24 protein-coding genes and 1 other annotated feature are annotated in these 25929 nt (G+C 51.3%); all 24 genes read left to right on the top strand.

What is annotated here, in order from left to right; translation table 11 throughout:
* Positions 1-81: 81 nt before the first annotated feature.
* On the top strand, positions 82-801 hold the full coding sequence (sleB, locus tag JOC37_RS00680) for a spore cortex-lytic enzyme (protein WP_204614914.1): 720 nt from the start codon (positions 82-84) through the stop codon (positions 799-801).
* Between the two features lie 58 nt (positions 802-859).
* Positions 860-2218: a germination protein YpeB gene (gene ypeB, locus JOC37_RS00675; RefSeq protein WP_204614913.1), complete on the top strand. Its 1359-nt coding sequence runs from the start codon at positions 860-862 to the stop codon at positions 2216-2218.
* A gap of 63 nt (positions 2219-2281) precedes the next feature.
* Positions 2282-2495: a binding site (T-box leader), on the top strand.
* 80 nt (positions 2496-2575) lie between these two features.
* Positions 2576-3064: an Lrp/AsnC family transcriptional regulator gene (locus JOC37_RS00670; protein ID WP_204614912.1), complete on the top strand. Its 489-nt coding sequence runs from the start codon at positions 2576-2578 to the stop codon at positions 3062-3064.
* Complete coding sequence (locus JOC37_RS00665; RefSeq protein WP_204614911.1) at positions 3061-4230, top strand: aminotransferase class I/II-fold pyridoxal phosphate-dependent enzyme; 1170 nt, start codon at positions 3061-3063, stop codon at positions 4228-4230. Before JOC37_RS00670 ends, JOC37_RS00665 begins: the two co-directional genes overlap by 4 nt.
* Positions 4231-4420: 190 nt before the next feature.
* Complete coding sequence (locus JOC37_RS00660) at positions 4421-5962, top strand: sodium:solute symporter family transporter (RefSeq protein ID WP_207754817.1); 1542 nt, start codon at positions 4421-4423, stop codon at positions 5960-5962.
* Positions 5963-6007: 45 nt separating this feature from the next.
* A complete protein-coding gene (locus tag JOC37_RS00655; protein ID WP_204614910.1) occupies positions 6008-7306 on the top strand; it encodes a phenylacetate--CoA ligase family protein in 1299 nt (432 codons plus the stop codon).
* Positions 7307-7393: 87 nt separating this feature from the next.
* The gene (iorA, locus tag JOC37_RS00650) at positions 7394-9166 is read left to right on the top strand and encodes an indolepyruvate ferredoxin oxidoreductase subunit alpha (RefSeq protein WP_204614909.1); all 1773 of its coding nucleotides are present in this window, start codon (positions 7394-7396) and stop codon (positions 9164-9166) included.
* On the top strand, positions 9159-9734 hold the full coding sequence (locus JOC37_RS00645) for an indolepyruvate oxidoreductase subunit beta (RefSeq protein ID WP_204614908.1): 576 nt from the start codon (positions 9159-9161) through the stop codon (positions 9732-9734). Before iorA ends, JOC37_RS00645 begins: the two co-directional genes overlap by 8 nt.
* Before the next feature lie 480 nt (positions 9735-10214).
* On the top strand, positions 10215-11399 hold the full coding sequence (gene dsrA, locus JOC37_RS00640; RefSeq protein WP_204614907.1) for a dissimilatory-type sulfite reductase subunit alpha: 1185 nt from the start codon (positions 10215-10217) through the stop codon (positions 11397-11399).
* A 68-nt stretch (positions 11400-11467) separates the two neighbouring features.
* Positions 11468-12526: a dissimilatory-type sulfite reductase subunit beta gene (gene dsrB / locus JOC37_RS00635; protein WP_204614906.1), complete on the top strand. Its 1059-nt coding sequence runs from the start codon at positions 11468-11470 to the stop codon at positions 12524-12526.
* Positions 12527-12609: 83 nt separating this feature from the next.
* A complete protein-coding gene (locus JOC37_RS00630; protein WP_204614905.1) occupies positions 12610-12816 on the top strand; it encodes a hypothetical protein in 207 nt (68 codons plus the stop codon).
* A gap of 187 nt (positions 12817-13003) precedes the next feature.
* Positions 13004-13426 carry a YwiB family protein gene (locus JOC37_RS00625; protein WP_204614904.1) on the top strand — a complete coding sequence of 141 codons (423 nt, stop codon included), beginning with the start codon at positions 13004-13006 and terminating at the stop codon, positions 13424-13426.
* 8 nt (positions 13427-13434) lie between these two features.
* On the top strand, positions 13435-15120 hold the full coding sequence (gene argS / locus JOC37_RS00620; RefSeq protein WP_204614903.1) for an arginine--tRNA ligase: 1686 nt from the start codon (positions 13435-13437) through the stop codon (positions 15118-15120).
* Positions 15121-15220: 100 nt separating this feature from the next.
* The gene (locus JOC37_RS00615; RefSeq protein WP_204614902.1) at positions 15221-15394 is read left to right on the top strand and encodes a XapX domain-containing protein; all 174 of its coding nucleotides are present in this window, start codon (positions 15221-15223) and stop codon (positions 15392-15394) included.
* 84 nt (positions 15395-15478) lie between these two features.
* Positions 15479-17098: a CTP synthase gene (locus tag JOC37_RS00610; protein WP_204614901.1), complete on the top strand. Its 1620-nt coding sequence runs from the start codon at positions 15479-15481 to the stop codon at positions 17096-17098.
* Positions 17099-17244: 146 nt separating this feature from the next.
* Positions 17245-18177, top strand: a complete 933-nt coding sequence (sppA, locus tag JOC37_RS00605; protein ID WP_204614900.1) for a signal peptide peptidase SppA — start codon at positions 17245-17247, stop codon at positions 18175-18177.
* Between the two features lie 26 nt (positions 18178-18203).
* Positions 18204-18935 carry a Yip1 family protein gene (locus JOC37_RS00600; protein ID WP_204614899.1) on the top strand — a complete coding sequence of 244 codons (732 nt, stop codon included), beginning with the start codon at positions 18204-18206 and terminating at the stop codon, positions 18933-18935.
* Positions 18936-18998: 63 nt separating this feature from the next.
* Positions 18999-19394 carry a response regulator gene (locus tag JOC37_RS00595; protein ID WP_238480672.1) on the top strand — a complete coding sequence of 132 codons (396 nt, stop codon included), beginning with the start codon at positions 18999-19001 and terminating at the stop codon, positions 19392-19394.
* Between the two features lie 77 nt (positions 19395-19471).
* On the top strand, positions 19472-20161 hold the full coding sequence (locus JOC37_RS00590; protein ID WP_204614898.1) for a hypothetical protein: 690 nt from the start codon (positions 19472-19474) through the stop codon (positions 20159-20161).
* 227 nt (positions 20162-20388) lie between these two features.
* On the top strand, positions 20389-21243 hold the full coding sequence (locus tag JOC37_RS00585; RefSeq protein ID WP_204614897.1) for a class II fructose-1,6-bisphosphate aldolase: 855 nt from the start codon (positions 20389-20391) through the stop codon (positions 21241-21243).
* Positions 21244-21313: 70 nt separating this feature from the next.
* Positions 21314-21964 (top strand): fructose-6-phosphate aldolase, encoded by a 651-nt coding sequence (gene fsa / locus JOC37_RS00580; RefSeq protein WP_204614896.1) that lies wholly within the window; start codon positions 21314-21316, stop codon positions 21962-21964.
* 197 nt (positions 21965-22161) lie between these two features.
* Entirely contained in the window at positions 22162-23469 is a 1308-nt protein-coding gene (gene rho / locus JOC37_RS00575; RefSeq protein WP_204614938.1) for a transcription termination factor Rho, read from the top strand.
* Positions 23470-23538: 69 nt separating this feature from the next.
* A complete protein-coding gene (locus JOC37_RS00570; protein WP_204614895.1) occupies positions 23539-24489 on the top strand; it encodes a peptidoglycan DD-metalloendopeptidase family protein in 951 nt (316 codons plus the stop codon).
* A gap of 100 nt (positions 24490-24589) precedes the next feature.
* On the top strand, positions 24590-25873 hold the full coding sequence (locus JOC37_RS00565) for a radical SAM family protein (RefSeq protein ID WP_204614894.1): 1284 nt from the start codon (positions 24590-24592) through the stop codon (positions 25871-25873).
* Positions 25874-25929 lie beyond the last annotated feature (56 nt).

Below are 25929 nucleotides of genomic sequence, written 5' to 3'. Positions count from 1 at the left end.
TAGAATTTAAATATTTCTACATAAAACCTCCCCAAAATTAGAAAAATAACACTAGCAAAAAACAAAATTGGGGTGAGGGATATGATGGATAACTTCAAAGTACCATGGAAGCCATTGGTAATTATGCTGCTGGCTGTGATGGCGTTGGCAGCCGTTACAGTGGTATTTAATAACGCCGATGCCCAAAACAAAACTCTTTACTGGGGCAGCCGGGGTAATGACGTGATTAACGTTCAGGTTAAGCTGAAAAATTGGGGTTATTACGACGGCGTGGTAGATGGGATTTACGGCCCGAAAACCTTTAACGCAGTGAAAAAATTTCAGGCCCGAAACGGCCTCCGGGTGGACGGGGTGGTAGGGCCCAGCACATGGAGGGCGTTGGGGTTTAATCCCGCTTACGCGGCAAAACAAAGCAATAAAAAAACCACCGTTTCCCGCAGTACCGTTAACCGGGGTGATTTATGGCTGCTGTCAAAGGTAGTGATGGGTGAGGCGGCAGATGAGCCCTACATCGGCAAGGTGGCGGTGGCGGCGGTTATTCTAAACCGGGTAGACAGTCCCAAATTTCCGGATACCCTTTCCGGTGTGGTGTATCAACCAATGGCCTTTGAGTCGGTCAGCAACGGGCAATACAACAGGAAGGTCAGTGACGAGGCCCTGAGAGCGGCCAGGGATGCCATGAACGGTTGGGATCCCACCGGGGGAGCCCTTTACTTCTGGAACCCCTATAAGCCGGTATCTAAATGGATTTGGGGCCGAACCATAACGGGACAATTTGGCAAACATGTCTTTGGTATATAAATAAATGCGGGCCAAGACGAAAAGTAGCGTTTAACTTTTTTAAACAGGAGGGGTACTGATGAATAAACGCTGGGGAGCAGCGGCGCTGCTGGGTATTGTCCTGCTGGCAGCAGTGGGATTTTGGGGCTACCGCCAGTATCAAATGCGCCAAGATATGGAAACACTTTTAAATAATAAGTATCAAATGGCCTTTTTCAATATGAAAACCCATGTCAATAATTTAGAAACATCCCTGGCCAAGAGTTTGGTGGCCAGCGGTCACGGTGAAGATGCGGCCATCTTTTCTGAAATATGGCTCCGGTCCGATATGGCCCAGGAAAACCTGACCCAGCTGCCGGTTTCTTCGGCTGTGACAGAAAAGACCGCCAAATTTTTGGCCCAGGTGGGGGATTACGCCTACACCATTTCCAGGGATGTAATTGACGGCAGGGGACTGAAAGAACAGCATTGGAATACCCTCAACCGCCTGTACCGCCAGGCGTCGGAACTGAATAAAGACCTCAATGACATGGAATCCCGCCTGGTGGACGGCAAACTGACGCTGAGCGAACTGCGGGCCGGGGCCAGGAAAGATATTAACAAGGGCCAGGGGCCGGATCGCGACTTTGAGTCCATCAACAGAAACATGCAAACATATCCCACCCTGATATATGATGGCCCCTTTTCCGATCACCTGGAGAACCGGAAGCCGGAAGGATTGAGAGGCAAGAAAATTACCGCAGACCGGGCCAAAAACATAGCATTAAAGTTTATAGATAAAGCAAACAACGATTACACCGCCAAGGTAACGGGTAAAAATAAAGGGCGTATTGGTGCGTATACGGTGGAACTGATACCCCGCAACGATAAAAATAACAAGCTGCCCCGGTATACCTGCGATGTAAGCCTGCAGGGGGGCAAAGTAATTTGGTATCTGGGCAGCAGGGACGTTAAAACAGGCGGCATGACGGTGGAGCAGGCCAAAGAAAAAGCCCGGCGCTTTTTAGAAAGCCGCGGCATTAAAAACATGAAAGACACCTACTTCAGCAAGCAGGGCGGCACAGTGACCATTCAATTTGCCGCTGTGCAGGACGATGTAATGATCTATCCCGATCAGGTTAAATGCACCGTGGCTTTGGATGACGGCCGGGTGCTGGGTTACGAGGCATCCCAGTATTGGATGGGTCATAAAGACAGGGATATTCCCCAACCCAAGTTGAGCAGGGAAGAAGCGCAAAAGAAATTAAACGAACGCATGAATGTGCGGTCCTCCAGACTGGCGATAATTCCGAAAGCCAACTACGACGAGGTGCTGTGCTGGGAATTTATCGGCCGGCTCAATCAAAACGATTACCTGGTTTATATTAACGCGGAAACCGGCAAGCGGGAGAAAGTATTAATGCTGGTGGATACCCCCAACGGCAAATTGACCATGTAAAAAAATAACAGTTATTGACAGGAGACAATTCCTTTGCTATACTGCATATCATTAAACAAATATAAAACAGCGATGCATGGGAAGAAGGATAACATTTCTCCCCCAGCGAACCGGGGATGGTGTGAGCCCGGTGGAAGGAAATTTATCCGAGCCCCCCAGAAGCTGCGGACCGAAATAAAAGTAAGTACCGCCGGCGAAACAACCGCCGTTACCCGAAAGAGAGCTGCCGGGTGCAGCTGAAATAGGGTGGTACCACGAGAAAAACTTCGTCCCTTACCGGGACGAAGTTTTTTTACTATAGTCAGCTGATATTAGTTAAATAATTGTTTAACATTTCAAGTAGGGGAGTGATCTGTAATGCAAACTGACAAAGCCATTTTAGAGCTGCTGGAACAGAACTGCAAAGTCACACCGGAAGAAATAGCAGCGCTGTTGGGTGTCGATGCGCGGGAAGTGGAACGGAGAATAGAAAAACTGGAGAAAAACGGGGTTATAAGCGGTTATCAGGCGATGATTAACTGGGATAAGATGGAAGAACAAAAGGTAAATGCCCTCATTGAAGTAAAAATCACCCCCCAGCGGGAGGTGGGTTTTGACGCGGTGGCAGAAAGAATTTATCGCTTTCCCGAGGTGCACAGTGTGCACTTGATGTCCGGGGATTACGACCTGGCAGTGTTTTTGGAAGGCAGAACGATGAAAGAAGTGGCTCAATTTGTATCCAGCAGGCTGGCCACTATGGAGCACGTGCTCAGCACAGCCACCCACTTTGTACTTAAATCCTACAAACGTCACGGCCGGATATTGGAAGATAAGGAAAAAGAACGCAGGCTGGTGGTGTCACCATGAGCGGTTGGCAAAAATACCTCAACAGCACGGTAAGAGATATACCCCCTTCAGGCATCCGCCGGTTTTTCAACCTGGCCGCCGAAATGGATGACGTTATTTCCCTGGGGGTGGGGGAACCGGATTTCGTAACTCCCTGGAATATCAGAGAGGCATGTGTTTATGCGTTGGAAAAGGGTTATACCAACTATACCGCCAACCAGGGCCTGCCTGCGTTAAGACAGCTGCTTAGTATTTACTTAAAAGAAAGATACAACCTGGAATATCATTCTCAACGGGAACTGCTGGTTACCGTGGGTGTAAGCGAGGCGCTGGACCTGGCCCTGCGGGCGGTGGTGGAGCCGGGGGATGAAGTGCTGATACCGGAACCGTGCTTTGTTTCCTATGTTCCCTGTACCGCCTTGGCCGGGGGAAAGGCGGTACCGCTGGCCACAAAACCGGAAAACAACTTTCAAGTGACGGCGGAAATGGTACAGCAGGCCATTACCCCCTGCACCAAGGTGCTGTTTTTATGCAACCCCAACAACCCCACCGGGGCCACCATAAACAAGCAAAACCTGCTGGAAATATCAGAGGTGGTAAAACAGCACGACCTAATCGTTATATCCGATGAGATTTATGACCGACTGACCTATACCGGTGAGCATACCTGCTTTGCATCGCTGCCCGGCATGCGCGAACGCACCATCCTGCTGAACGGATTTTCCAAAACCTATGCCATGACCGGCTGGCGGGTGGGTTACGCTGCCTCCAACCCGGACTTTATAGCGGCCATGACCAAAATTCACCAGTATACCATGCTGTGTGCTCCCATTACCGCGCAAATGGCCGCTGTAGAGGCGCTGCAAAACGGCCGCCGGGCCATGCTTAAAATGGTGGAACAGTATGACCGGCGCCGGCGGATGGTGGTAAACGCTTTTAACGAAATGGGGCTCGCCTGTTTTGAGCCGGGCGGGGCGTTTTACGCCTTTCCCGATATCACTTCCACCGGTATGGGTTCCGAAGAGTTTGCCGAGGCATTGTTAAAAGAGGCAAAAGTGGCTGTGATACCGGGCAATGCCTTCGGGCAATCGGGAGAAGGATTTGTACGCTGCTCCTATGCCACATCGCTGGCGGATTTGACAGAGGCGTTAAAAAGAATTGCTGCTTTTGTCAGCAGGATAAGGTAGATTTACGGGGCGAAGACGGCGGGGAAAATATTTTGTCATTATGGCAGGAATTTGCATATAAATATAGAATAACACCGGCTATATAAACTTTTGCGCCCATTTTAATTTTGCAGGATGGCAGGACGGAAGGGGGGAAGAGGGTAGTTTCTTTTTCCAGAACTGAAAAGTAGTATGGGAGGATGGTTAAAAAATGATAAAAGGTGTACTGCTGTTTTTGTTTGTTGGTTTCTTGTTATACAGCGGGCTGGCTAACATGCGCAAAGCCCGTACCGTGAACGACTTTTTGCTGGGCGGGCGGGGCGTAGGCCCGTGGTTGTCCGCCTTTGCCTATGGAACCACGTACTTTTCCGCGGTAATCTTTATCGGCTATGCCGGTAAAGTGGGCTGGGCCTTCGGCTTATCCAGCCTGTGGATTGTTGTAGGAAACACTTTGGTGGGCAGCCTTTTAGCCTGGATGATACTGGCCAAGCCCACCAGATTAATTACCACCAGATTAAACACCATGACCATGCCCCAGTTTCTTGGTGCCCGGTACCAAAGCCCGGGTATGAAGATATTCGCGGCACTGGTCATTTTTGTATTTATGGTTCCTTATTCTGCATCGGTTTACATGGGGCTTTCCTATCTTTTTGAACAAATCTTTGGCCTTCCCTATATTTACGCCGCTGTGGCTATGGCCACCCTTACCGGGGTGTACCTGGTGCTGGGCGGCTACCGGGCCATGGCCCTCACCGACTTTGTCCAGGGCTGTGTGATGCTGCTGGGAATAGTATTAATGCTGTGGTACGTTTTTAAAGCCCCCCAGGTGGGCGGGCTGGTGCCGGCGGTACAAAAAATGTCTGCCATAGACCCGCAGCTGGCCCAAATTATCGGCCCCCCGGGATGGCTGCCCATGATTTCCCTGGTTATACTTACCAGTTTAGGAACCTGGGGGCTGCCGCAGATGGTGCAGAAATTCTACGCCATTAAAGACGAGCACTCTATCAAACCGGCCACCATTGTGGCCAGCACCTTTGCCCTGGTCATCACCTTTGGGGCATACTGCACCGGGGCCCTTACCCGGCTGTTCTTTAAACAGCCCCCGGTGGACGCGCTCACCGGTAAACCCACTGTGGATTTACTGATGCCCCAGCTGATAAGTACCGTGCTGCCGGAATTTGTGGCGGCGGTGATTTTAATACTGGTGCTGTCAGCCTCCATGTCCACCCTGGCTTCTTTGGTGCTGGTATCCGGTTCGGCAGTGGCCGTTGATCTGCTGCCGACGGTGCTGCCTAAGCTGTCCGACAAACGGCGGGTAATGATATTAAGACTGCTCTGTGCCGTATTTATAGCGCTGTCTTTGGTGCTGGCGCTGGCGAAACCGGCTGTTATTTTGAGCTTAATGGCCCTTTCCTGGTCCACGGTGGCGGGAGCCTTTTTGGCCCCGTACCTGTACGGGCTGTTTTGGCGCGGTGCCACCCAAACCGGGGCCTGGGCCGGGGCGCTGGCCGGCTTAACCATATCAATTGTTTTTTCGGTAATCTACCCGTCAGCCATTCCCACGGTGGGTTCGGCGGCCATGTTGATTTCGCTGCTGGTGGTGCCGGCGGTGAGCATGGTTACCAAACCGCTGCCCCAAAAGCACCTGGCCTTTGTGTTTGGCGAGCAAACCCGGCCTGGCTGTGCTGAATATGAAAACCCGGGCAGCCCCTTGCGGGAGCAGGCGTTTCTGCAAGAGCCGCCGTCCCGGTAAGATGGCTTTTTCAGGGTGCTAATAAAAACAAGGAAGTGGAAAGTTATGATTTGGGATGTGGAAAAAGAAACCATGAGCCGCAGCCGGATGCAGGCTATCCAATTGGAACGGCTGCAGCAAACCCTAAAAAATGTTTATGAAAACGTATCCTTTTACCGTCAAAAATTTGATCAGTACGGAGTAAAACCGGAGCACTGCCGCAGTTTAAAAGACTTATCCCGTTTTCCTTTCACTGTCAAAACAGACCTGCGGGAGAACTACCCTTTTAACATGTTTGCCGTGCCGAAAAAGAAAATAGTGCGCATTCACGCCTCCTCCGGCACCACAGGCAAACCGACGGTGGTTGGCTACACCAAAAATGACCTCAACACCTGGGCGGAACTGGTGGCCAGGATGGTTACCATGGCCGGGGTAAGCAGTGATGATGTGGCCCAGGTGTGCTTCGGCTACGGCCTGTTTACCGGGGCCTTTGGCCTGCACTACGGTTTAGAAAGAGTGGGAGCCATGGTGGTTCCCACCTCCACCGGCAACACAGAACGGCAGATCATGCTGATGCAGGATTTTGAAACAACGGCAGTAATCAGCACCCCTACCTATGCCATGCATATGGCCGAAGTGGCCCGGAAGATGGGTGTAGACCCGGCGCGGCTGCCCATAAGGGTGGGACTCTTTGGTTCTGAAGCATGGACGGAAAATATGCGTGCGGAAATAGAAAAAACCTGGCACATTAAAGCCACCGATAACTACGGCCTCAGTGAAATAATGGGGCCGGGCGTGGCGGGGGAATGCCTGGAAACCTGCGGCATGCACATAGCCGAAGATCACTTCCTGGTAGAAGTGATAGATCCGGAAACGGGAGAACCGCTGGATTACGGGCAGGAAGGTGAACTGGTGATTACCAGCCTGACCAAAGAGGCGCTGCCCATCATCCGCTACCGCACCAGGGATATTACCGCCCTAAACCCGGAACCATGCAGATGCGGCCGTACCACCATCCGGATGAAAAAAGTAAGCGGGCGCACCGACGACATGCTGATAATTTCCGGGGTAAATGTCTTTCCTTCTCAAATAGAAAGCGTGTTATTAGAAATTGACGGCATCTCTTCCCACTATCAAATTATAGTAACCAAAAAAGGTTACCTGGACGCCTTGGAAGTACAGGTGGAACCGGCGGAAAAATCCTTTACCGGCCATTTTAAAGACCTGAAAGAACTGGAAGAAAAAGTGAAAAACCGCCTGGCCGCCGTTTTATCTCTGCGGGCCAAGGTAAAGCTGGTGGAGCCGGGTTCCCTGGAGCGCTTTGAAGGAAAGGCGAAAAGAGTGATAGACAAACGCAAAATGTAAAGTTAATATAGAATTATTCATTTTCAGCAATTTACTAACCAGTGACTTACAACGTTCCTCCCGATGGGGGGATTGGAGGTGCTTTTCTTGAAAGAACTTATGTCCGGAAATATGGCCATTGCCCGCGGGGCCTATGAAGCGGGAGTGACGGTGGGAGTGGGTTACCCCGGCACGCCCAGCACCGAAGTGCTGGAAAACTTTGCCCGCTACCCCGGCGTTTACGCCCAGTGGTCTCCCAACGAAAAAGTGGCGTTGGAAGTGGGCATCGGTGCGTCCCTGGGGGGAGCCAGGGTGCTGGTAACCATGAAACACGTGGGTGTAAATGTGGCCGCCGACCCCCTTTTTACCCTTTCCTATACCGGGGTAAACGGTGGTTTAGTACTGCTGTCTGCCGATGACCCCGGCATGCACAGCTCCCAAAACGAGCAGGACAACCGTTACTATGCGTTAATGTCCAAAATTCCCTGCCTGGAACCCTCCGACAGCCAGGAGGCCAAGGATATGGTGGCCAGGGCGCTGGAAATCAGCGAGCAGTTTGACACCCCGGTGATGCTGCGCACCACCACCAGGGTAAGCCATTCCCAATCCATGGTGCAAACGGCACAGCGCAGCGTTCCGGAAATTAAAGAATATCAAAAAAACCCGTCCAAATTTGTTATGACTCCGGCCAATGCCCGGGGCCGCCGGGTACAGGTGGAAGAGCGGATGGAAAAACTGCGGCGCTACAGTGAAACCTGCAGCCTAAACACCATCCACTGGGGCGAAAAAGAAGTGGGCATCATTACCAGCGGCATCAGCTACCAGTACGTGCGCGAAGCAGCTCCCCGGGCTTCGGTACTTAAACTGGGCCTTACCAACCCGCTGCCGGAAAATTTAATTAAAAATTTTGCCGCCCAAGTTTCCCGATTGGTAGTGGTGGAAGAACTGGAACCCTTTTTGGAAACCCAAATAAAAGCCCTGGGTATAAAAGTAATGGGCAAAGACATACTGCCCGGCATTGGAGAACTAAATCCCCAAATAATTGCCCGGGCGTTAAAGAAAGCCGGTATACCGGTCAGCGAGCGGTACCGGGATGCCGGCCCCTTACCGGTTGACGATGCCGCGCCGGAAACACCGCCAAGGCCGCCGGTGCTCTGTGCCGGGTGTCCCCACCGGGCCACCTTCCATGTATTAAGAAAGCTTAAACTTACAGTAACCGGCGATATCGGCTGCTATACCCTGGGTTCAATGCCTCCCCTGTCAGCCATGGATACCTGCGTATGCATGGGTGCCGGTGTGGGCATGGCCCACGGCATGGCGCTGGCCAACCCGTCCATGCAGAATAAAGCAGTGGCGGTGATTGGTGACTCCACCTTCCTGCATTCCGGCGTTACCGGCCTGATGGATGTGGTATATAACGGCGGCAGTGCCACAGTGATAATTATGGATAACCGCACCACCGCCATGACCGGTCACCAGGAACATCCGGCCACCGGGCGCACGCTGATGGGACAACCGGCCCCGGAAGTGGACCTGGAAGCCCTGGCCAGATCTTTGGGAGTAAAACGGGTACAAGTGGTAGATCCGCTGGACATTGCCCGGTTTGAACAGGTGGTGAAGGAAGAAACGGCGGCACATGAGCCATCGGTAATCATAGCCCGCCATCCATGCGCCCTGCTGAATAAAGAGCGGCAGCAGCCGGTGACGGTGGATGCCGAACTGTGTATAGGATGCAAACTGTGCTTAAAACTGGGCTGCCCGGCCATTTCCGGCAGCGGCGGGGTAGTGGAGATCAGTGCCATTCAATGCAGCGGCTGCGGCCTGTGTGCCAGTGTCTGCAAGCAGGGAGCCATAAAGAAAGGGGGGCAGAAGGATGCTTAAACCCTTTGATGTAATGCTGGTGGGCGTAGGCGGGCAGGGCACCATTTTAGCCACTAAAATACTGGCCCGGGCGGCCCGAAAAAAGGGATACGATATTAAAGTATCCGAGATTAAAGGGATGGCCCAGCGGGGAGGCAGTGTTGTAACCCAGCTGCGCCTGGCCCAAGAGGTTCACTCGCCCCTCGTTGCAGAAGGCGGTGCCGACGTCGTACTGGCCTTTGAAAAACTGGAAGCGCTGCGCTGGCTTTCATACTTAAAGCCGGAGGGGACGATAATTATCAATAATCAAGCCATAAACCCCGTCCCGGTATTGACAGGTGCTGCCGCTTATCCCGAAGGGGTGCTGGAATATATTGGCGGCAGAGTGCATAATACTAAAGTGGTAAAGGCGCTGGACATAGCACTGAACTGCGGCAATCCCCGTACCGCCAACGTGGTGCTCCTGGGTGTGCTGGCCAAGCACATGCCCATAGAGCGGGAAATATGGGAACAGGCACTGGAAGAAGTGGTCCCGGATAGGTTTTTGGAAGTAAATAAATCTGCTTTTGCTGCAGGATACGGAATATAAATGTAGAATATACACAATTAATAGAAAACAGCGGTTGGCGCCCCTGTGCCCCAACCGCTGTAAACAACCCGCTGCATTTTTGGAACAAAGTTACATTGTTAATGCTGTTTGTAGAATTATTATAGTTTGCCAGCGAATTATCTTAAAATTCTAACTGTTGAAAAATCTGCCGGATATAATGGTAGTTTGCCGGTTGACAGACTAACTGGAAGATGTTAAACTTTGTACATGCAAGCTAGAATTATATATAGCGAATTTATATAACATTGCGTTTTTTTTGTATTTTGTACACATTGTTGTACAAACGGCGGTAAGCTGTGTCTGAAAACCATATGTTGGACATTGCCGAGGCGAGTTAACCACCGGGTGATTGAACTCGTCCCAATTTAATGTCTAAACATTGGTTTCAGGCTTTAGCAATTTATAACTAGGTTGGACGGCAGTGCTGTCCCCACTGTAAAAAAACTGGAGGTGAGCTTAATGGCAGATTCCAAGACTCCACTCTTGGATCAACTGGAAACAGGACCGTGGCCAAGTTTTGTGAAAGAAATCAAGAAAATGGCTCCTGAAAAGCCCGCCGCCCAAGACCTCCTCGGTCAATTAGAGGTATCTTATGAGGAGAAAAAAGGGCACTGGAAACACGGCGGTATCGTCGGTGTTATGGGTTACGGCGGTGGTGTAATCGGGCGTTACAGTGACATTCCGGAAAAATTCCCCAACGTAGCTGAGTTCCACACCATACGTCTGAATCAACCCAGCGGTTGGTTCTACAACACCAAAGCTCTGCGCACAATTTGTGACCTGTGGGAAAAACACGGTAGCGGTCTGACAAACCTGCACGGCTCTACTGGTGACATTGTTCTGTTGGGTACCACCACAGAAGAATTACAACCCACTTTCGATGAATTCAGCGAGCAGGGTTTCGACCTCGGCGGTTCAGGTTCCGACCTGCGTACCCCCAGCTGCTGCTGCGGTATGGCTCGTTGTGAGTTTTCCTGCTTTGACACCATGGATCTGTGCCACAACCTGACTAATGCATTCCAAGACGAGCTGCACCGTCCCATGTGGCCGTACAAGTTCAAAATCAAGATTTCCGGCTGCCCCAACGACTGTGTTGCAGCAATCGCGCGTTCTGACTTTGCCATCATCGGTACTTGGAAAGATGATCTGCAAATCGACCAGGAAGGCGTACGCGAGTACGTTAAGAACGGTTTAGATATTGAAGATCTGGTAATCGATCGCTGCCCCACCGGCGCTCTGAGCTGGGACGGCAATGAGCTGAAGCTGGAAGGCAAAGAGTGTGTGCGCTGCATGCACTGCATCAACGTTATGCCCAAGGCTCTGCGCCCCGGCAAAGAAAAGGGTGCTTCCATCCTGATCGGTGGTAAGGCTACCATTCTGCAGTCCGCGTTCCTGGGCTGGGTACTGGTTCCCTTCATGGAAATCAACAAAGACAACGATTACGAAGAAATTAAAGACCTGCTGGATAAGATTTGGGAATGGTGGGATGAAAACGGTAAAGTCCGTGAGCGTGTGGGTGAAACCATCTGCCGCCTCGGTATGCGCAACTTCCTGCGTGCCGTTGAACTTGATCCCATTCCGCAAATGGTATTCCGTCCACGGGCTAACCCCTACGTATTCTGGTGGCCGGAAGAAGTTAAATAACACCCGGTTAAGGTTAATTAACTAAAAAGTATTATAAATAAATTATTATATGGGGAGAGGTGACGCAAATGGCTAAAACTGATATCGGCCCTCCGCATTATGAACAAATGCTTCCGCCGATTATTAAGGAAAACTACGGTAAATGGAAGTACCACGAAATTCTGAAGCCTGGTGTGCTGGTACACGTATCTGAAACCGGCGACAAACTGTACACCGTGCGGGTTGGCTCACCGAGATTGGTTAGCATTTACTTCATTCGCGATCTCTGCGATCTGGCTGATAAATACTGTGATGGTTACCTCAGATTTACCAGCCGTCACAATGTTGAATTCCTGCTGAGCAAGGAAGAAAACGTTGAACCGTTAATTGCAGAACTGAAAGAAAAAGGTCTGCCCGTTGGTGGTACCGGTAACTCCATCTCCAACATGGTTCACACCCAGGGTTGGGTACACTGCCACACCCCGGCTACAGATGCATCCGGGATTGTGAAGTCTGTAATGGACGAACTGTTCGAGTACTTCGAAAACATGAAGCTGCCTGCCAAGCTGAGAATTTCCTTGGCCTGCTGCTTGAACATGTGCGGTGCTGTTCACTGCTCCGACATTGCTATCCTGGGTATCCACAGAAAAGCTCCTGTAGTTAACCATGAAAACTTGAAGAGCGCCTGTGAGATCCCCACTGTTATTGCCAGCTGTCCCACAGCTGCTATTCGTCCAAACCCGAAACTGAAATCGGTTGAAATTAAGGAAGAGCGCTGCATGTACTGCGGTAACTGCTACACCATGTGCCCGTCAATCCACATCATCGACCCTGAAAACGATGCTGTGTCCATCTGGGTAGGTGGTAAAGTATCCAACGCTCGTACAGCTCCGATGTTCTCACGTCTGGCTATTCCTTATCTGCCTAACAATCCTCCGCGCTGGCCAGAGGTTGTTGACGCAGTTAAGCATCTGGTTGAAGTATACGCAGCCAATGCTAAGAAAGGTGAAAGAATGGGTGAGTGGATCGAGCGCATCGGTTGGGAGAAATTCTTCGAAATTTCCGGCCTCGAGTTCACCGACAAGCACATTGACGACTTCACCCATGCTGTAACCACCTTCCGTTCCACCACTCAATTCAAGTGGTAGGATAGAAGCGGTCGTAAACAGGTAAACTACCGTTTAAGCACCACATCTGTTTGTGGTAAAGTCCGATAGGTGGTGAAAATTCCATGGAAGAATTAAAAGCCAAAATTCTGGAGTACCTGGGTACCGTCAGCAAGGCTAAGAGTAAGGAAATTGCCGAAAAAATTGGTGCTAAAAAGCGTGAGGTAGATAAAGCCTGCGCTGAGCTGGCCAAAGAAGGCAAGGTGGAATACCTTTACATCGGTACTTCCTACATTACCTTGGCCGGTAAAGACCATACTCCTAAAGGCTAAAACAAGCACTAAAGAGCAGGGTAAAACCTGCTCTTTATTCTTTTCACGGTGTACATAAGACCGAATAGAGCGGGCAGCTGCCCGGCTGAGCACTGCCGCGGCCGGCCTGCAGACAAATGGGAATGACGTTGCAAAACCCCCGGCGATATTGTAAAATATTCAGATATAATTACCGGTGGTGTTTAAAATGGGTAAAGCAGTACGGGTGAGCATAAAAAATACCCAAATCAACCAGTGGGGAGAACGAGAAACCATTGAATTTGTCACCACGGGCAGTTTATTTGCCAAAAACAACAGCATTTACATCATGTACAAAGAAAGTGCCGTTTCCGGCCTGGAAGGCACCACAACCACATTGAAAGTGGAACCCCACCGGGTGACATTAAACCGCGTGGGTGCCGTAAGACAAAAACAACTGTTTAAAGAAGGGACCGGATGCCGGGGAACCTACGTTACACCGTACGGCAGCTTTAAAACCAGGGTGCAGGCCCGGAAACTGGAGGTTAACTTGACAGAGACCGGTGGAAGTATTAATCTAGACTATGAATTAGAGCTAAATCAGCAAAAAATAGGCCGTAATAAGCTGATAATCACCGTTAAGGAGGTTTAACTCTCGATATGAGCGGTATAGTTGCACAAATGCAGTCACAACTGGCACAGAGGCTGGCCCAGGCGGTGGAAAAGGCCATCCAAGATGGAGAAATACCGCCGCTGACCGTGCCCGAATTTATAGTAGAGGTGCCCCGGGAAAAGGGCCATGGAGATTTTGCCACCAACCTGGCCTTAATGCTGGCCAAGCCGGCCAAAAATGCACCGCGCAAACTGGCGGAAATAATAGTAAATAAATTAGAACTGGCTGGGACTTCGGTGCAGAAGGTAGAAATAGCTGGTCCCGGCTTTATTAATTTTCACCTTGATCCCTACTGGATGCACCGGGTGCTGCTCCAGGTGGAAGAACAGGGGGAGCATTACGGCAGGGTAGACCTGGGAGAAGGCACTAAAGTACAGGTGGAGTTTGTAAGTGCCAACCCCACCGGGCTTCTGCACATGGGCAATGCCAGGGGGGCGGCCCTAGGCGACAGCCTGGCTTCAATTTTAGAATTTGCCGGTTATGACGTGCAGAGAGAATACTACATAAACGATGCCGGCAACCAAATTGAGAACTTCGGCAGATCCCTGGAAGCCCGCTACCTTCAGCAGTTGGGCCAGGACGTGCCCCTGCCGGAGGAAGGGTATCATGGTGAAGACCTGATAGATACGGTAAAGAACTTTATTCAGCAGTACCAGGATAAATATTTAAACGTCGACGGGGCCACCCGCCGGGAAAAACTGGTTCAATTTGCCCTGAAAGAAAAACTCACCGCCATTAAAAACACCCTGTTAGATTTTGGTGTGATATACGACGTATGGTTTTCAGAGCAATCCCTGCATCAATCCGGCGCAATTGAAGAAACTATAAAGGAACTGCAGCAAAAGGGTTACATCTACGAGCACGAAAATGCCCTGTGGTTTAAAGCCACCGCCTTTGGCGATGAAAAAGATGAAGTGGTAGTCCGTTCCAACGGTATACCCACCTACTTTGCTGCCGACATTGCTTATCATAAAAATAAGTTTCAGCGCGGCTTCCAGCGGGTAATCAACATCTGGGGTGCCGATCATCACGGCCATGTCAACCGGATGAAAGGTTCCATGGAAGCCCTGGGTTATAACAGAGACAGCTTGGAAATAATACTGATGCAGCTGGTGCGCCTGCTGCGGGGGGGAGAAGTGGTGCGCATGTCCAAGCGCACCGGCCGGTTTGTAACGCTGTCGGAACTAATTGCCGAAGTGGGTAAAGATGCCGCCCGCTACTTCTTTATTATGCGCAGTCCTGACAGCCACCTGGAATTCGACTTGGATTTGGCCAAATCCCAAACCAACGACAACCCGGTGTTTTATATCCAGTATGCCCACGCCCGCATATGCAGCATCTTCCGCCAGCTGGCAGAGCGGGGCGGTGAAAAACCCACCGCCAAAGAAGTGGACCTGAAAGTGCTGCAGAACGAGCAGGAAATAAATTTAATTCGCAAACTGGCCCACTTCCCGGTGGAAATATCCATGGCCGCCCAAACAATGGCCCCGCACCGCATTGCCAAATACCTGCACGAGCTGGCCGGGCTGTTCCACAGCTTTTACAACAGCAGCCGGGTAATTGTAGACGACCCCCGGTTATCCGCGGCCAGGTTGGTGCTGGTGAATGCCACCGGCATAGTTTTGAGAAACGGCTTGAGATTAATCGGCGTTTCCGCGCCGGAAAAAATGTAAATCCCCGTGCCGCACTTCCTGTGCGGCACGGCGGACCTGCAAAGGCTGCCGGCTTTAGAACCGCAGCTTTTTCCAGAGGAGAATAAGGGGGGCATTAAAAATGCAGAATTTTAAAGAAATAGTTTTAGCCTTAGTCACAGGGTTGTTTTTAGGCCTGATTTTTGCGCGCCTGAAACTGCCCATTCCCGCCCCGCCCACATTGGCCGGGGTGATGGGAATTGTGGGCATCTTTTTGGGATATTTGCTGGCGGTAAGGCTGGGATGGGTACGTTAACATATTGACACCCCATTGGCAAAGATATAGAATGTAACAGGTAGTTTATCATCAACAATTTCTAAACAGTAATAGGAGGAAGTTATGACCAAATATATCTTTGTTACCGGGGGTGTTGTATCCTCCCTGGGGAAAGGTATAACCGCTGCGTCACTGGGTCGGTTATTAAAAAACAGAGGTTTAAAAGTAGCTATACAAAAATTAGACCCATACATTAACATAGATCCGGGCACCATGAGCCCATACCAGCATGGCGAAGTATTTGTTACCGAAGACGGTGCGGAAACAGACCTGGATTTAGGTCACTATGAGCGTTTCATCGATGAAAATCTCAGCCGCAGCAGCAACGTTACCACCGGTAAAATTTACTGGTCGGTATTAAACAAAGAACGGCGGGGAGATTACTTAGGCGCCACCGTTCAGGTTATTCCCCATGTTACCAACGAAATAAAAGAGCAAGTGCTGCGCATGGGAAAAGAATTTAACGCCGATGTGGTAATTGCAGAAATCGGCGGGACCGTTGGCGATATAGAATCCCAGCCCTTTTTGGAAGCCATCAGGCAGCTGAAAAGCGACTTGGGCCGGGACAACGTTATGTACATACACGTTACGCTGGTACCATACATAAGAGCGGCCAATGAGTTAAAAACCAAGCCCACCCAGCACAGTGTCAAAGAACTGAAAGGCATTGGTATTCAACCGGACATGATAGTATGCCGCAGCGAAAAACCCCTTTCCAAAGAAATGGTGGAAAAACTGGCTCTGTTCTGTGATATCGAAAAAGAAGCCGTTGTACAGGCCCTGGATGCCCACTCCATATATGAAGTGCCCCTGCAGCTGGAAAAAGAAGGTTTTGATGATTATGTGGTCAACCGGCTGAAGCTGAAATGCGATAAGCCGGATCTCACCGACTGGCGGGATATGGTGGAGCGCATGAAGAACCTGCGCTGGTCTACCACCATTGCCCTGGTGGGCAAATATGTGGCACTGCCCGATGCATACATCAGTGTGGCGGAGGCACTGCGTCACGCCGGGCTGCATCACGGCACGGCAGTAAACATCCGCTGGATCAACAGTGAAGATTTAGAGCGCATGCCCGCCGCCGATTACCTGCGCGACGTGGACGGCATTTTAGTGCCGGGGGGTTTCGGCGACCGGGGCATTGAAGGTAAAATCAACGCCATTAAATATGCCCGTGAAAACGGTGTTCCCATGCTGGGCATCTGCCTGGGCATGCAGCTGGCAGTGGTGGAATTTGCCCGCAGCATACTGGGCTGGAAGGATGCCAACAGCGCAGAGTTTGACCCCCATACGGAATACCCGGTAATAGATTTGCTGCCGGAACAAAAAGATGTGGAGGATATGGGCGGCACCATGCGCCTGGGCCGCTACCACTGTACCGTGAAAACCGGTACCCTGGCCTACCGGGCGTACGGCAGGGAAGAAATTTCAGAACGCCACCGCCACCGTTATGAATTTAACAACCGCTACCGTCAGGCCCTGGCGGAAAAGGGAATGATCTTTTCCGGCACCCTGCCGGGACGGGAGCTGGTGGAAATAATTGAACTGGCCGATCACCCGTGGTTTGTGGCCACCCAGTTTCACCCGGAATTCAAGTCCAGGCCCTACCGCCCGCATCCGCTGTTCCGCGATTTTGTCGGGGCGGCAATACAGTACAAAAATGAAAAAGAAAAAGAAAAATAAATACCGACGTGTCAAAAGCAGCTTTGGTACCGATACCAAAGCTCTTATTTTTAGCTAGAGGGAAACCGGGTGACGGTGTCGAATAACCCGACTAAAGGCAAAAACTATTACTTATTTCTTTACTAAACACACGGGGGTGTAAATTCTTGAAGAGAAAAATAGTAGCCGGCCTTATAATAGGCGTAGTGATGCTGTCCCTTTTTGCGGCGGCAGTTTTTAAAGAAGAACCGGTCTTAAACAGGGCTGCCGGCGGTGCGGATGCTGATATAGGCATTGTGGACATCACCGGTGTAATTACCACCGGGGGCAGCGGAGGATTTGGCGGCGATGTCAGTGCCGGTTCCCAAACCGTTATCTCGCAGCTGCAGGAGGCCAGGGAAAACCCGAATATTAAAGCGGTGGTTTTACATATCAACAGCCCCGGCGGCAGCGCCGCCGGGTCGCTGGAAATCGGCAGCGAAATTAAAAGACTGCGCCAATCGGGAAAAAAAGTGGTGGCCTACATGGGTGACATAGCAGCCTCCGGTGCCTATTGGATATCCTGCGAAACAGACAGCATTGTGGCCAACCCGGCCACCATCACCGGCAGTATCGGTGTTATTATGCAGACCATGGATCTGCAGGGCCTTTATGACAAGCTGGGCATAGATACCAATGTATATAAAAGCGGCCCCCATAAAGATATGGGCTCTGCCAGCAGGGATGTAACGGAGGAAGAAAGGGCCATCTTTCAAAGTATGATTGATGACATTTACCAGCAATTTGTAACAGTGGTGGCCAACGGTAGAAATATGGATGTGGAAAGGGTTAAAGAGCTGGCCGACGGCAGGATATACACCGGCCGCCAGGCACTGGAATTGGGCCTGGTTGATGAACTGGGCGACATGCACCGCGCCATTCAAATTGCCGCCGAGCTGGCCGGTGTTGATGGGGAGCCGTCGGTGGTGGATCTGAGCCCCAGGACGGTATGGGATGAACTGTTTGGGCAGCTGTCCGCCGGGGGTAAATTCCAGCTGTACCGCTTTAAACTGCCTTACTTCGGTCTGCTGCTGCTGCCTGAGAAGGAAGCTGTGTTTTAATTATTAGTAAAAGGTGGGTGTTAATTTTGACGGAACAACAAAAACCCCAGGGGCCGGAATCCCCCCCTGATATGCCGGAAGCAAAGCCGGAGACAGAGCCCAAAGCACCGCTTAAACTGTCCATGGCCGATCTGATATACGGAATACTGTTTTCTCCGGTGAAAACATATCGCAGAGTGGCGGAAGCCCCCCCGGTGGCTTCCACCCTGCTGCTGGTAATTGGGTTAAACCTGGTGCTGGCAGTGATGGACATGTTCTCTGCGGACAACCAGCTGGCCCAAAGTCTGAACAGCGGCTTTATGAACGAAACCATGGTAAATGCCGTGCAGGCAGCGGCACCGGTGATAGCTGCCACCGGGTTTATAATAAACATAGTAATATGGTTTGTTTACAGCGGCCTGCTGCATTTGATAGCAGAGTTTTACGGCGGCCGGGGCAGGGCTGTGACCACTTTTACAGTTTACGGGTTGGCCGGTCTGCCCGCGGTGGCACTGATACCGGTGCAGGGCTTGGAAATCGTATCCAATTCCCACTTTACCGCTGTTATGTCCATTATTGTTACCGCGGCGGTGGTGATTTGGGGTATAGTGCTGCTGACCATCGGCCTGAGAGAGGCGCAGCGGTTAAGCACCGGCAGGGCCTTGGCGGTGGTAATTACTCCCTGGGCGGTGGGATTGATGCTGGCTGCTGCGGTCCTGGTATTATTCATAACGGCTATGTCTTCCCTGGCACCGGAGGCACCTTTTAAAAATTTTTAAAGGTTTTTTCCACCTCTGTAACGAAACAGTAAGGGGTTTAATTTGCTGGAGGTGGCAGGCGGTTTGTCTAAAGAACATAAGTTGTTAATAGTAGACGACCAGTGGGGGATAAGAATTTTACTTACCGAGATCTTTTCCGGGGAGTATACCGTGGAAACAGCCGGCAGCGGAACAGAGGCGCTGGAAAAACTAAGGGCACTAAACCCGTCTTTAATACTGCTGGATATGAAAATGCCCGGTTTAAGCGGGCCGGAAACACTGCGCCTGATTAGAGAAATTAACCACAGCGTGCCGGTGGTGATGATGAGCGGTCTTGATGAAACAGAGGTAATAGATCAAACCAGGGAATTAGCACCGGTTTACTACATAAACAAACCCTTTGACCTCAATGACATCAAAAGGATGGTTGAGGAGCTGCTGGTGGAAGCAGAAAGATCCGGTACTGTTTGCAGTGTATAGTGCATACAGAAAAAAGGATTTTATACACAGGTGGCGAATTATGCATTTAATGAATGAAAAAACGGGAGGGAATTTAAATGCTTGTTGGCACCAGCACCGTGCTGGCCATGCGCTGTCCGGAATGCGGCAAGTTAGAATTTCATAAGCTGTCAGTGTTTTCTTTTTCCGGCCAACGGGTGCTGGAGATCAGGTGTTCCTGCGGTGCCCTGCTGCTGTTGGCCCGTAAAAAGAAAAAAAATTACTGGCTGCAGCTGCCCTGTGTAATATGCGAGACCAATCACCAGCGGCAGGTATCCGGTGCCCAAATGTGGTCCCAGCAGGTTATTAACCTCTACTGCCAGGAAACCGGTATAGAGCTTGGCCACATCGGTCCGGAGGAGAAAGTGAGAGAAGCGGTTCAAAACTATGATTATGACCTTAAGGCGCTGGTAGAGCAGTTTGAAGGTGACGATTACTTTGTCAACTGTGACGTAATGTACCGGGCAATAAATTACCTGCACGATATAGCGGAAGCAGGTGCCCTGTACTGTCAGTGCGGCAACGATGACATTGAAGTGGATATATTCCCCGACCGGTTGGAACTGCACTGCAGGGAGTGCGACAGTGTAAGCATTATTTATGCCGAAACGGAGGAAGACTTAAAAGTAATGGAACAGGTGGAATATATCGAGCTCACCAGGCATGGTTTTGAATTTTTAGACAGCCTGTCCAACAGCAGCGGTAAGTCCAAAAACAAAAAAAACCACCGCAAGCATAATAAACGTTAAATGTACATAAACACCTGCAGGTATGGCCATAATGATGGTGACCGCAGCCCAAAAGCTCGGACAAAGCGGTTCGGGCTTTTAGTAATTTTTCACGCCTGCGGGGTAACAGCAGGGGCTGAAAAAGCAGGCGGCAAACACCTTTGAGTGGGCAGCGTGCAGATGCTGCCGGGCTTCAGCAGGGTAATTTTTTAAGGTGCCGCCAATAAAGATAAGAGGAGGCTATGCATATGGCACTGGTAACAGTGAGCGAAATTTTACAGAGGGCAGAAGAGGGTAAATATGCAGTGGGTGCATTTAACTGCAACAACATGGAAATTGTTCAAGCCATTATCGGCGCAGCGGAGGCTGAGAAGTCCCCGGTAATTATTCAGGCCAGCCAGGGGGCTATTAAGTACGCCGGTTTAGACTGGATTACAGGCATGGCCAAACTGGCTGCCCAGCAGGCCGGGGTGCCGGTGGCCCTGCACCTGGATCACGGCACCAGCTTTGAACAGTGCATGCAGTGCATTAAAGCAGGTTTTACCTCTGTAATGTTCGACGGTTCAAAGCTGCCGCTGGAAGAAAATATCGCCGAAACCAACCGCGTGCTGGCAGTGGCCAGGGCAGTGGGAGTATCGGTGGAAGCGGAATTGGGTAAAATAGGGGGTACCGAAGACGATATCACTGTAAGCGAGCGGGAGGCCATGCTGACGGATCCCCAGGAAGCAAAAGAATTTGTAGAGCGCACCGGTGTAGATTCCCTGGCGGTGGCCATCGGCACCGCCCACGGCCAGTACAAAGGAGAACCGAAACTGGACTTTGAAAGGTTAAAAGAAATTAAATCGCTGGTCAACGTTCCCATAGTGCTGCACGGCTCTTCAGGGGTGCCCGATGAAGCAATTAAAAAGGCCATCTCCCTGGGGGTAAGAAAGGTAAACATCGACACCAACATCAGAGAAGCCTTTACCAACACCATGCGCCGGGTGATAAACGAAAAGCCCGGTGAAATTGACCCCAGGAAGATACTGGGCCCGGCCAGGGAAGCAGCCATGGAGATAATTAGAGAAAAAATCAGGGTATTTGGTTCCAGCGGCAGAGCATAGAATAGATTGCAGGGGCGCGATAAATCGCGCCCCGTGATTTAAATTTAAAAAATAGGGGGGATCGCGTAAAGTGCAGATATTTTTGGATACTGCCAACGTGGATGAAATCCGCGCAGCCTACCAATTGGGTGTAATTTCCGGGGTTACCACCAACCCCTCGCTGATAGCCAAAGAAGGTAGGGATTTTACCCGGGTAGTAAAAGAAATCGCCAGCATAGTGGACGGCCCCGTCAGTGCCGAGGCAGTGAGCACAGAAGCGGACAAAATGCTGGCTGAGGCCCGGGAGCTGGCTGAAATTCACCCCAATATTGTGTTTAAACTGCCCATGACCGCCGCCGGCTTAAAAGTAACCAAAGCCTGCAGCCGGGAGGGTATTAAAACCAACGTCACCCTAATTTTTTCTGCCAACCAGGCGCTGCTGGCTGCCCTGGCGGGGGCCGCTTACGTCAGCCCCTTCGTGGGACGCCTGGATGATGCCGGGCACGACGGCATACAGCTGATTTATGACATTATAGAAATATTTGAAAACTACGGCCTCAAATCCCAGGTTATATCCGCCAGTATTCGTCATCCCCTGCATGTGCTGCAGTCCGCCAAGGCCGGTGCCCACATTGCCACCGTACCACCCAAAGTGCTGAACCAAATGATTAAACACCCCTTGACAGATATAGGGATAGAGAAGTTTTTAGCCGACTGGAAAAAAGTTCCCGCTCCCAAATAGAAATACCTTGACAGTGGAAAATAAATATCGGTATACTACTTATTGTGCATATACACAATATTTCAACAGTTCTTTCTTAACTTTTCTATCCCACCTACGTTTGTTTTCATGTTGCACAGTGAATGGAAGCATAAAAATTTCATAAAGGCAGGAGGATAACTTTGGATGTAAATATCAACAACCTGGAAAGCAAAACCATGGTAGAGCTGTACAAAATAGCTCGCAGCATGGAAATTCCCGGTTATTACAAACTGCGCAAAAAAGAACTGATTTTTGAAATTGAAAAGGCCAAAATTGAACAGGAGGGTATCATTCAAGCCGAAGGGGTGCTGGAAATACTGCCCGATGGCTATGGGTTTTTAAGGCCCTTTAAGTATCACCCCAGCAACGACGATATCTACGTTTCGGCATCCCAGATCAGAAAATTTGACCTGCGCACCGGTGACCGGGTAAGCGGGCAGGTGCGCAGGCCCAAGGACAACGAGCGCTACTTTGCTTTACTGCGTGTGGAAAAGGTTAACGGCGATCCCCCAGAAAGTTCCCCGGAAAGACTGCACTTTGACGGTTTAACCCCTCTTTACCCGGAAGAAAGAATCAAGTTGGAGACGGAATCAAATAACAAAAGCACCCGCATTATAGACCTGATTGCCCCGGTGGGAAAGGGACAGCGGGGCCTGATCGTTTCACCTCCCAAAGCGGGCAAAACTTACCTGCTGAAAGAAATAGCCAACAGTATTACCCAAAACCATCCCGAAATCGAATTAATGGTACTGCTCATTGATGAACGGCCGGAGGAAGTTACCGATATAGAGCGCTCGGTAAAGGGAGAAGTGGTCAGTTCAACCTTTGACGAGCCGCCGGAAAACCATGTAAAGGTAGCCGATATGGTGCTGGAGAGGGCCAAGCGGCTGGTGGAGCACAAAAGGGATGTGGTAATACTGATGGACAGCATTACCAGGCTGGCCAGGGCCCACAACCTGGTTGTACCCCCCAGCGGCAGAACGCTGTCCGGCGGTGTTGACCCCGCTTCTCTGCACCGGCCCAAGCGCTTTTTCGGCGCGGCCAGAAATGTGGAAGAAGGGGGCAGCTTAACCATCCTGGCCACCGCGCTGGTGGAAACGGGCAGCCGCATGGACGAGGTGATTTTTGAAGAATTTAAAGGAACCGGCAACATGGAGCTGATTTTAGACCGCAAACTGGCCGAGCGCAGGCTGTTCCCGGCCATAGACGTAAAAAGATCCGGCACAAGACGGGAGGAAGGGCTGCTGAGCAGGGATGAGCTGGAATGGGTATGGGGATTCCGCCGGGCTTTCAGCAGCGCCCAGTCCTACGAAGCGCTGGAAAGCCTGCTGGAGCGGATAAAAAACAGCAAAAATAACGAAGAAATGATTGCCACCATGTTAGAACAGCGCAAAAAAGCCCGCAGCATTGTACCCGGCTACCCGCCCACCCGGGTAAGTAAGACCGGCAGCAGACATTTAACCGCCGGCAGCAGTGAAGAGTGAGTAATGAATAAAATTCCCTCAAAAGGGCAATAATAAAACCGGATATTGCCATTTTGAGGTGAAAGAGAAATGTTCAGCAAAATTAAAAAAATAACCGGCCCGCTGGCGGCTTTAATACTGGCAGGCACCCTGTTTGCCCTTCCCGCCCAGGCCCGGCTGGATGAAATGGTTATAGACAACAAACCCTACGGTGTGGACCCGGTGCACTGCCGGCTGCAGATGATACCGCTGGAACCGCGGCAAACCGCCACCCAATTCTACCGGGTGAAGGCAGGGGACACCCTTTGGGAACTGGCCGGGCGGTGCGGCGTTTCAATGGAACTGCTGGCGGCGGTAAACGGTTTCACTGAAGACAGTATACTTTATGCCGGCCAGGTCATAGAGCTGCCGGTGGAAGCTGACTGCAGCAGTGTAAAGTATACCGTAAAACCGGGCGACAACCTTTACGGTATCTGCCGCCGGTACCGGGTAACCATGGCCCAGCTGCTGGCAGCCAACAGCATCAAAAACCCGGACTTTGTAAAAATAGGACAGACCTTGACCATACCGCTGCGGCAGCCGGCAGAACCGGTGGTGCCCGCGATGAGCGGCAGAGGACTGCCCATACCGGTTATGGTTATGGAGTGGCCGCTGAAGGGTGAAATTACCTCTCCCTTTGGCATTAGAAAGGAAGGACGCCCCCACCACGGGGTGGACATTGCCGCCCCCTGCGGGGCAGCGATTAGGGCCCCCCGGGAGGGTGTGGTTGTTTATTCCGGCTATTACAGCGGCTACGGCAACACCGTAATCATCGACCACGGTTACGGAACAAGTACCCTTTACGCCCACTGCTCAAAACTGTATGTAAAATGCGGTCAAAGGGTGGGCCGGGGCAGCACCATAGCCACGGTGGGCAACACCGGCCGCTCCTTCGGCCCCCACCTGCACTGGGAAGTGCGGTATAAAGGAGTGCCCTTTGATCCCACCTTCTGCATCGAAGCGGAAAAACTTTATTTGGCCGCAGGCAGTGACCGGGCCTAATATTTTAAAGCAGACCTTGGTGTACCACCGGGTCTCCTTTATTTTTATGCTATAATTTAAGGATAAACCTAATAAGGACAATATTACAAAGGAGCGGACCATGTACAATCTTATCTTTGCCAACCGGGAAGGAGAATTTTTCGATTATCGCCTGCGGGCGGCGGGTCGAATGGGAGATCGATTTGTAGAAATAATGGATGAAGACCTCATACCGCTGCCGGAAAATGCCGGGCTGGTGCTGATACCCGAGGGCCGCCCCATCGGGATTAACGGCCGGGGAGAATTTAAACTGCTGTCAACAAATCCCTACCAACCGGGGGAACCCGCCTTTGCGGTGGGGGCTACCCTGCCCCAGGGCTATACCAGAACTCTGCTGCCGGCATACCGCAGAACGGCGAAAAAACCGCTGCCGCTGCTGGGGTACGCAGCGGTGGTTTCCAAGGGAGAGCGGCTGTACGTGGCGGCGGTACAAACGGATGAACTAAACAAATGGGAACCGGAACATTACAGCACCGCCGCCCTGCCGGAATTGATAGAAAAACGCCTGGCGGAACACCCGCAGAACAGGATACTGCGGCACCTGTCCCGCTGCGCTGTGCAGTACCGCTGCTTCACCGCCCAAAACATATTTTACGCCCGGTGGGAAGGGGGGCTGCCGGTATCTCCCACCTGCAACGCCCGCTGCCTGGGCTGCATATCCGAGCAGCCGGCGGAATGCTGCCCCTCGCCCCAGGGGCGGATAGACTTTAAGCCCACCGTACAGGAGCTGGTGGAAGTGGGGGCCTGCCACCTGGAGCGGGCCGAAGATGCCATCATCAGTTTTGGCCAGGGCTGTGAGGGAGAACCCTCCCTGGCGGCAGAAACCATTGCCCCGGCAGTGAAGGCCATGCGGGACAGAACCCCAAAGGGCACCATCAACATGAACTCCAACGCCGGGTACACCGCGGGGATAAAAAAGATAGTGCAGGCGGGTTTGAACTCCCTGCGGGTGAGCATTATCAGCGCCAATCGGGAAATATACGATGCCTACTACCGGCCCCGGGGCTACAGCCTGGATAACGTGAAGGAGAGCATCAAACTGGCCAAAGAAAACGGTGTGTTTGTATCGTTAAACCTGCTGACCATGCCGGGCATAACCGACCGGGTGGAGGAAACAGAAAGCCTGATCCGGTTAATACAGGAAACGGCGGTGGACATGGTGCAGATAAGAAACCTGAACATAGATCCCGATTACCTTTTAAGCAAACTGCCGCCCGGCCAAGAGCAGGAAATCTTAGGCATCCCGGCCTTTATACAAACCCTGCGCCGCCAGCTGCCGGGGGTGTTAATCGGCAGCTACAGCAAACCCCTTGCCGGTAAAGATGACCGGGGCAGCAAATTATAACAAACCTGATAATCTTAGTTGCAGATATTAAAAGAGTATGTTACAATATCTTAGTG

Origin of the sequence: Desulforadius tongensis, from assembly GCF_016907915.1 — a bacterium.
GTDB classification, from domain to species: Bacteria; Bacillota; Desulfotomaculia; order Desulfotomaculales; family Desulfohalotomaculaceae; genus Desulforadius; species Desulforadius tongensis.
The sequence above is the reverse complement of the archived record's forward strand: the minus strand, read 5'-3'. Positions and strand labels throughout refer to the sequence as shown.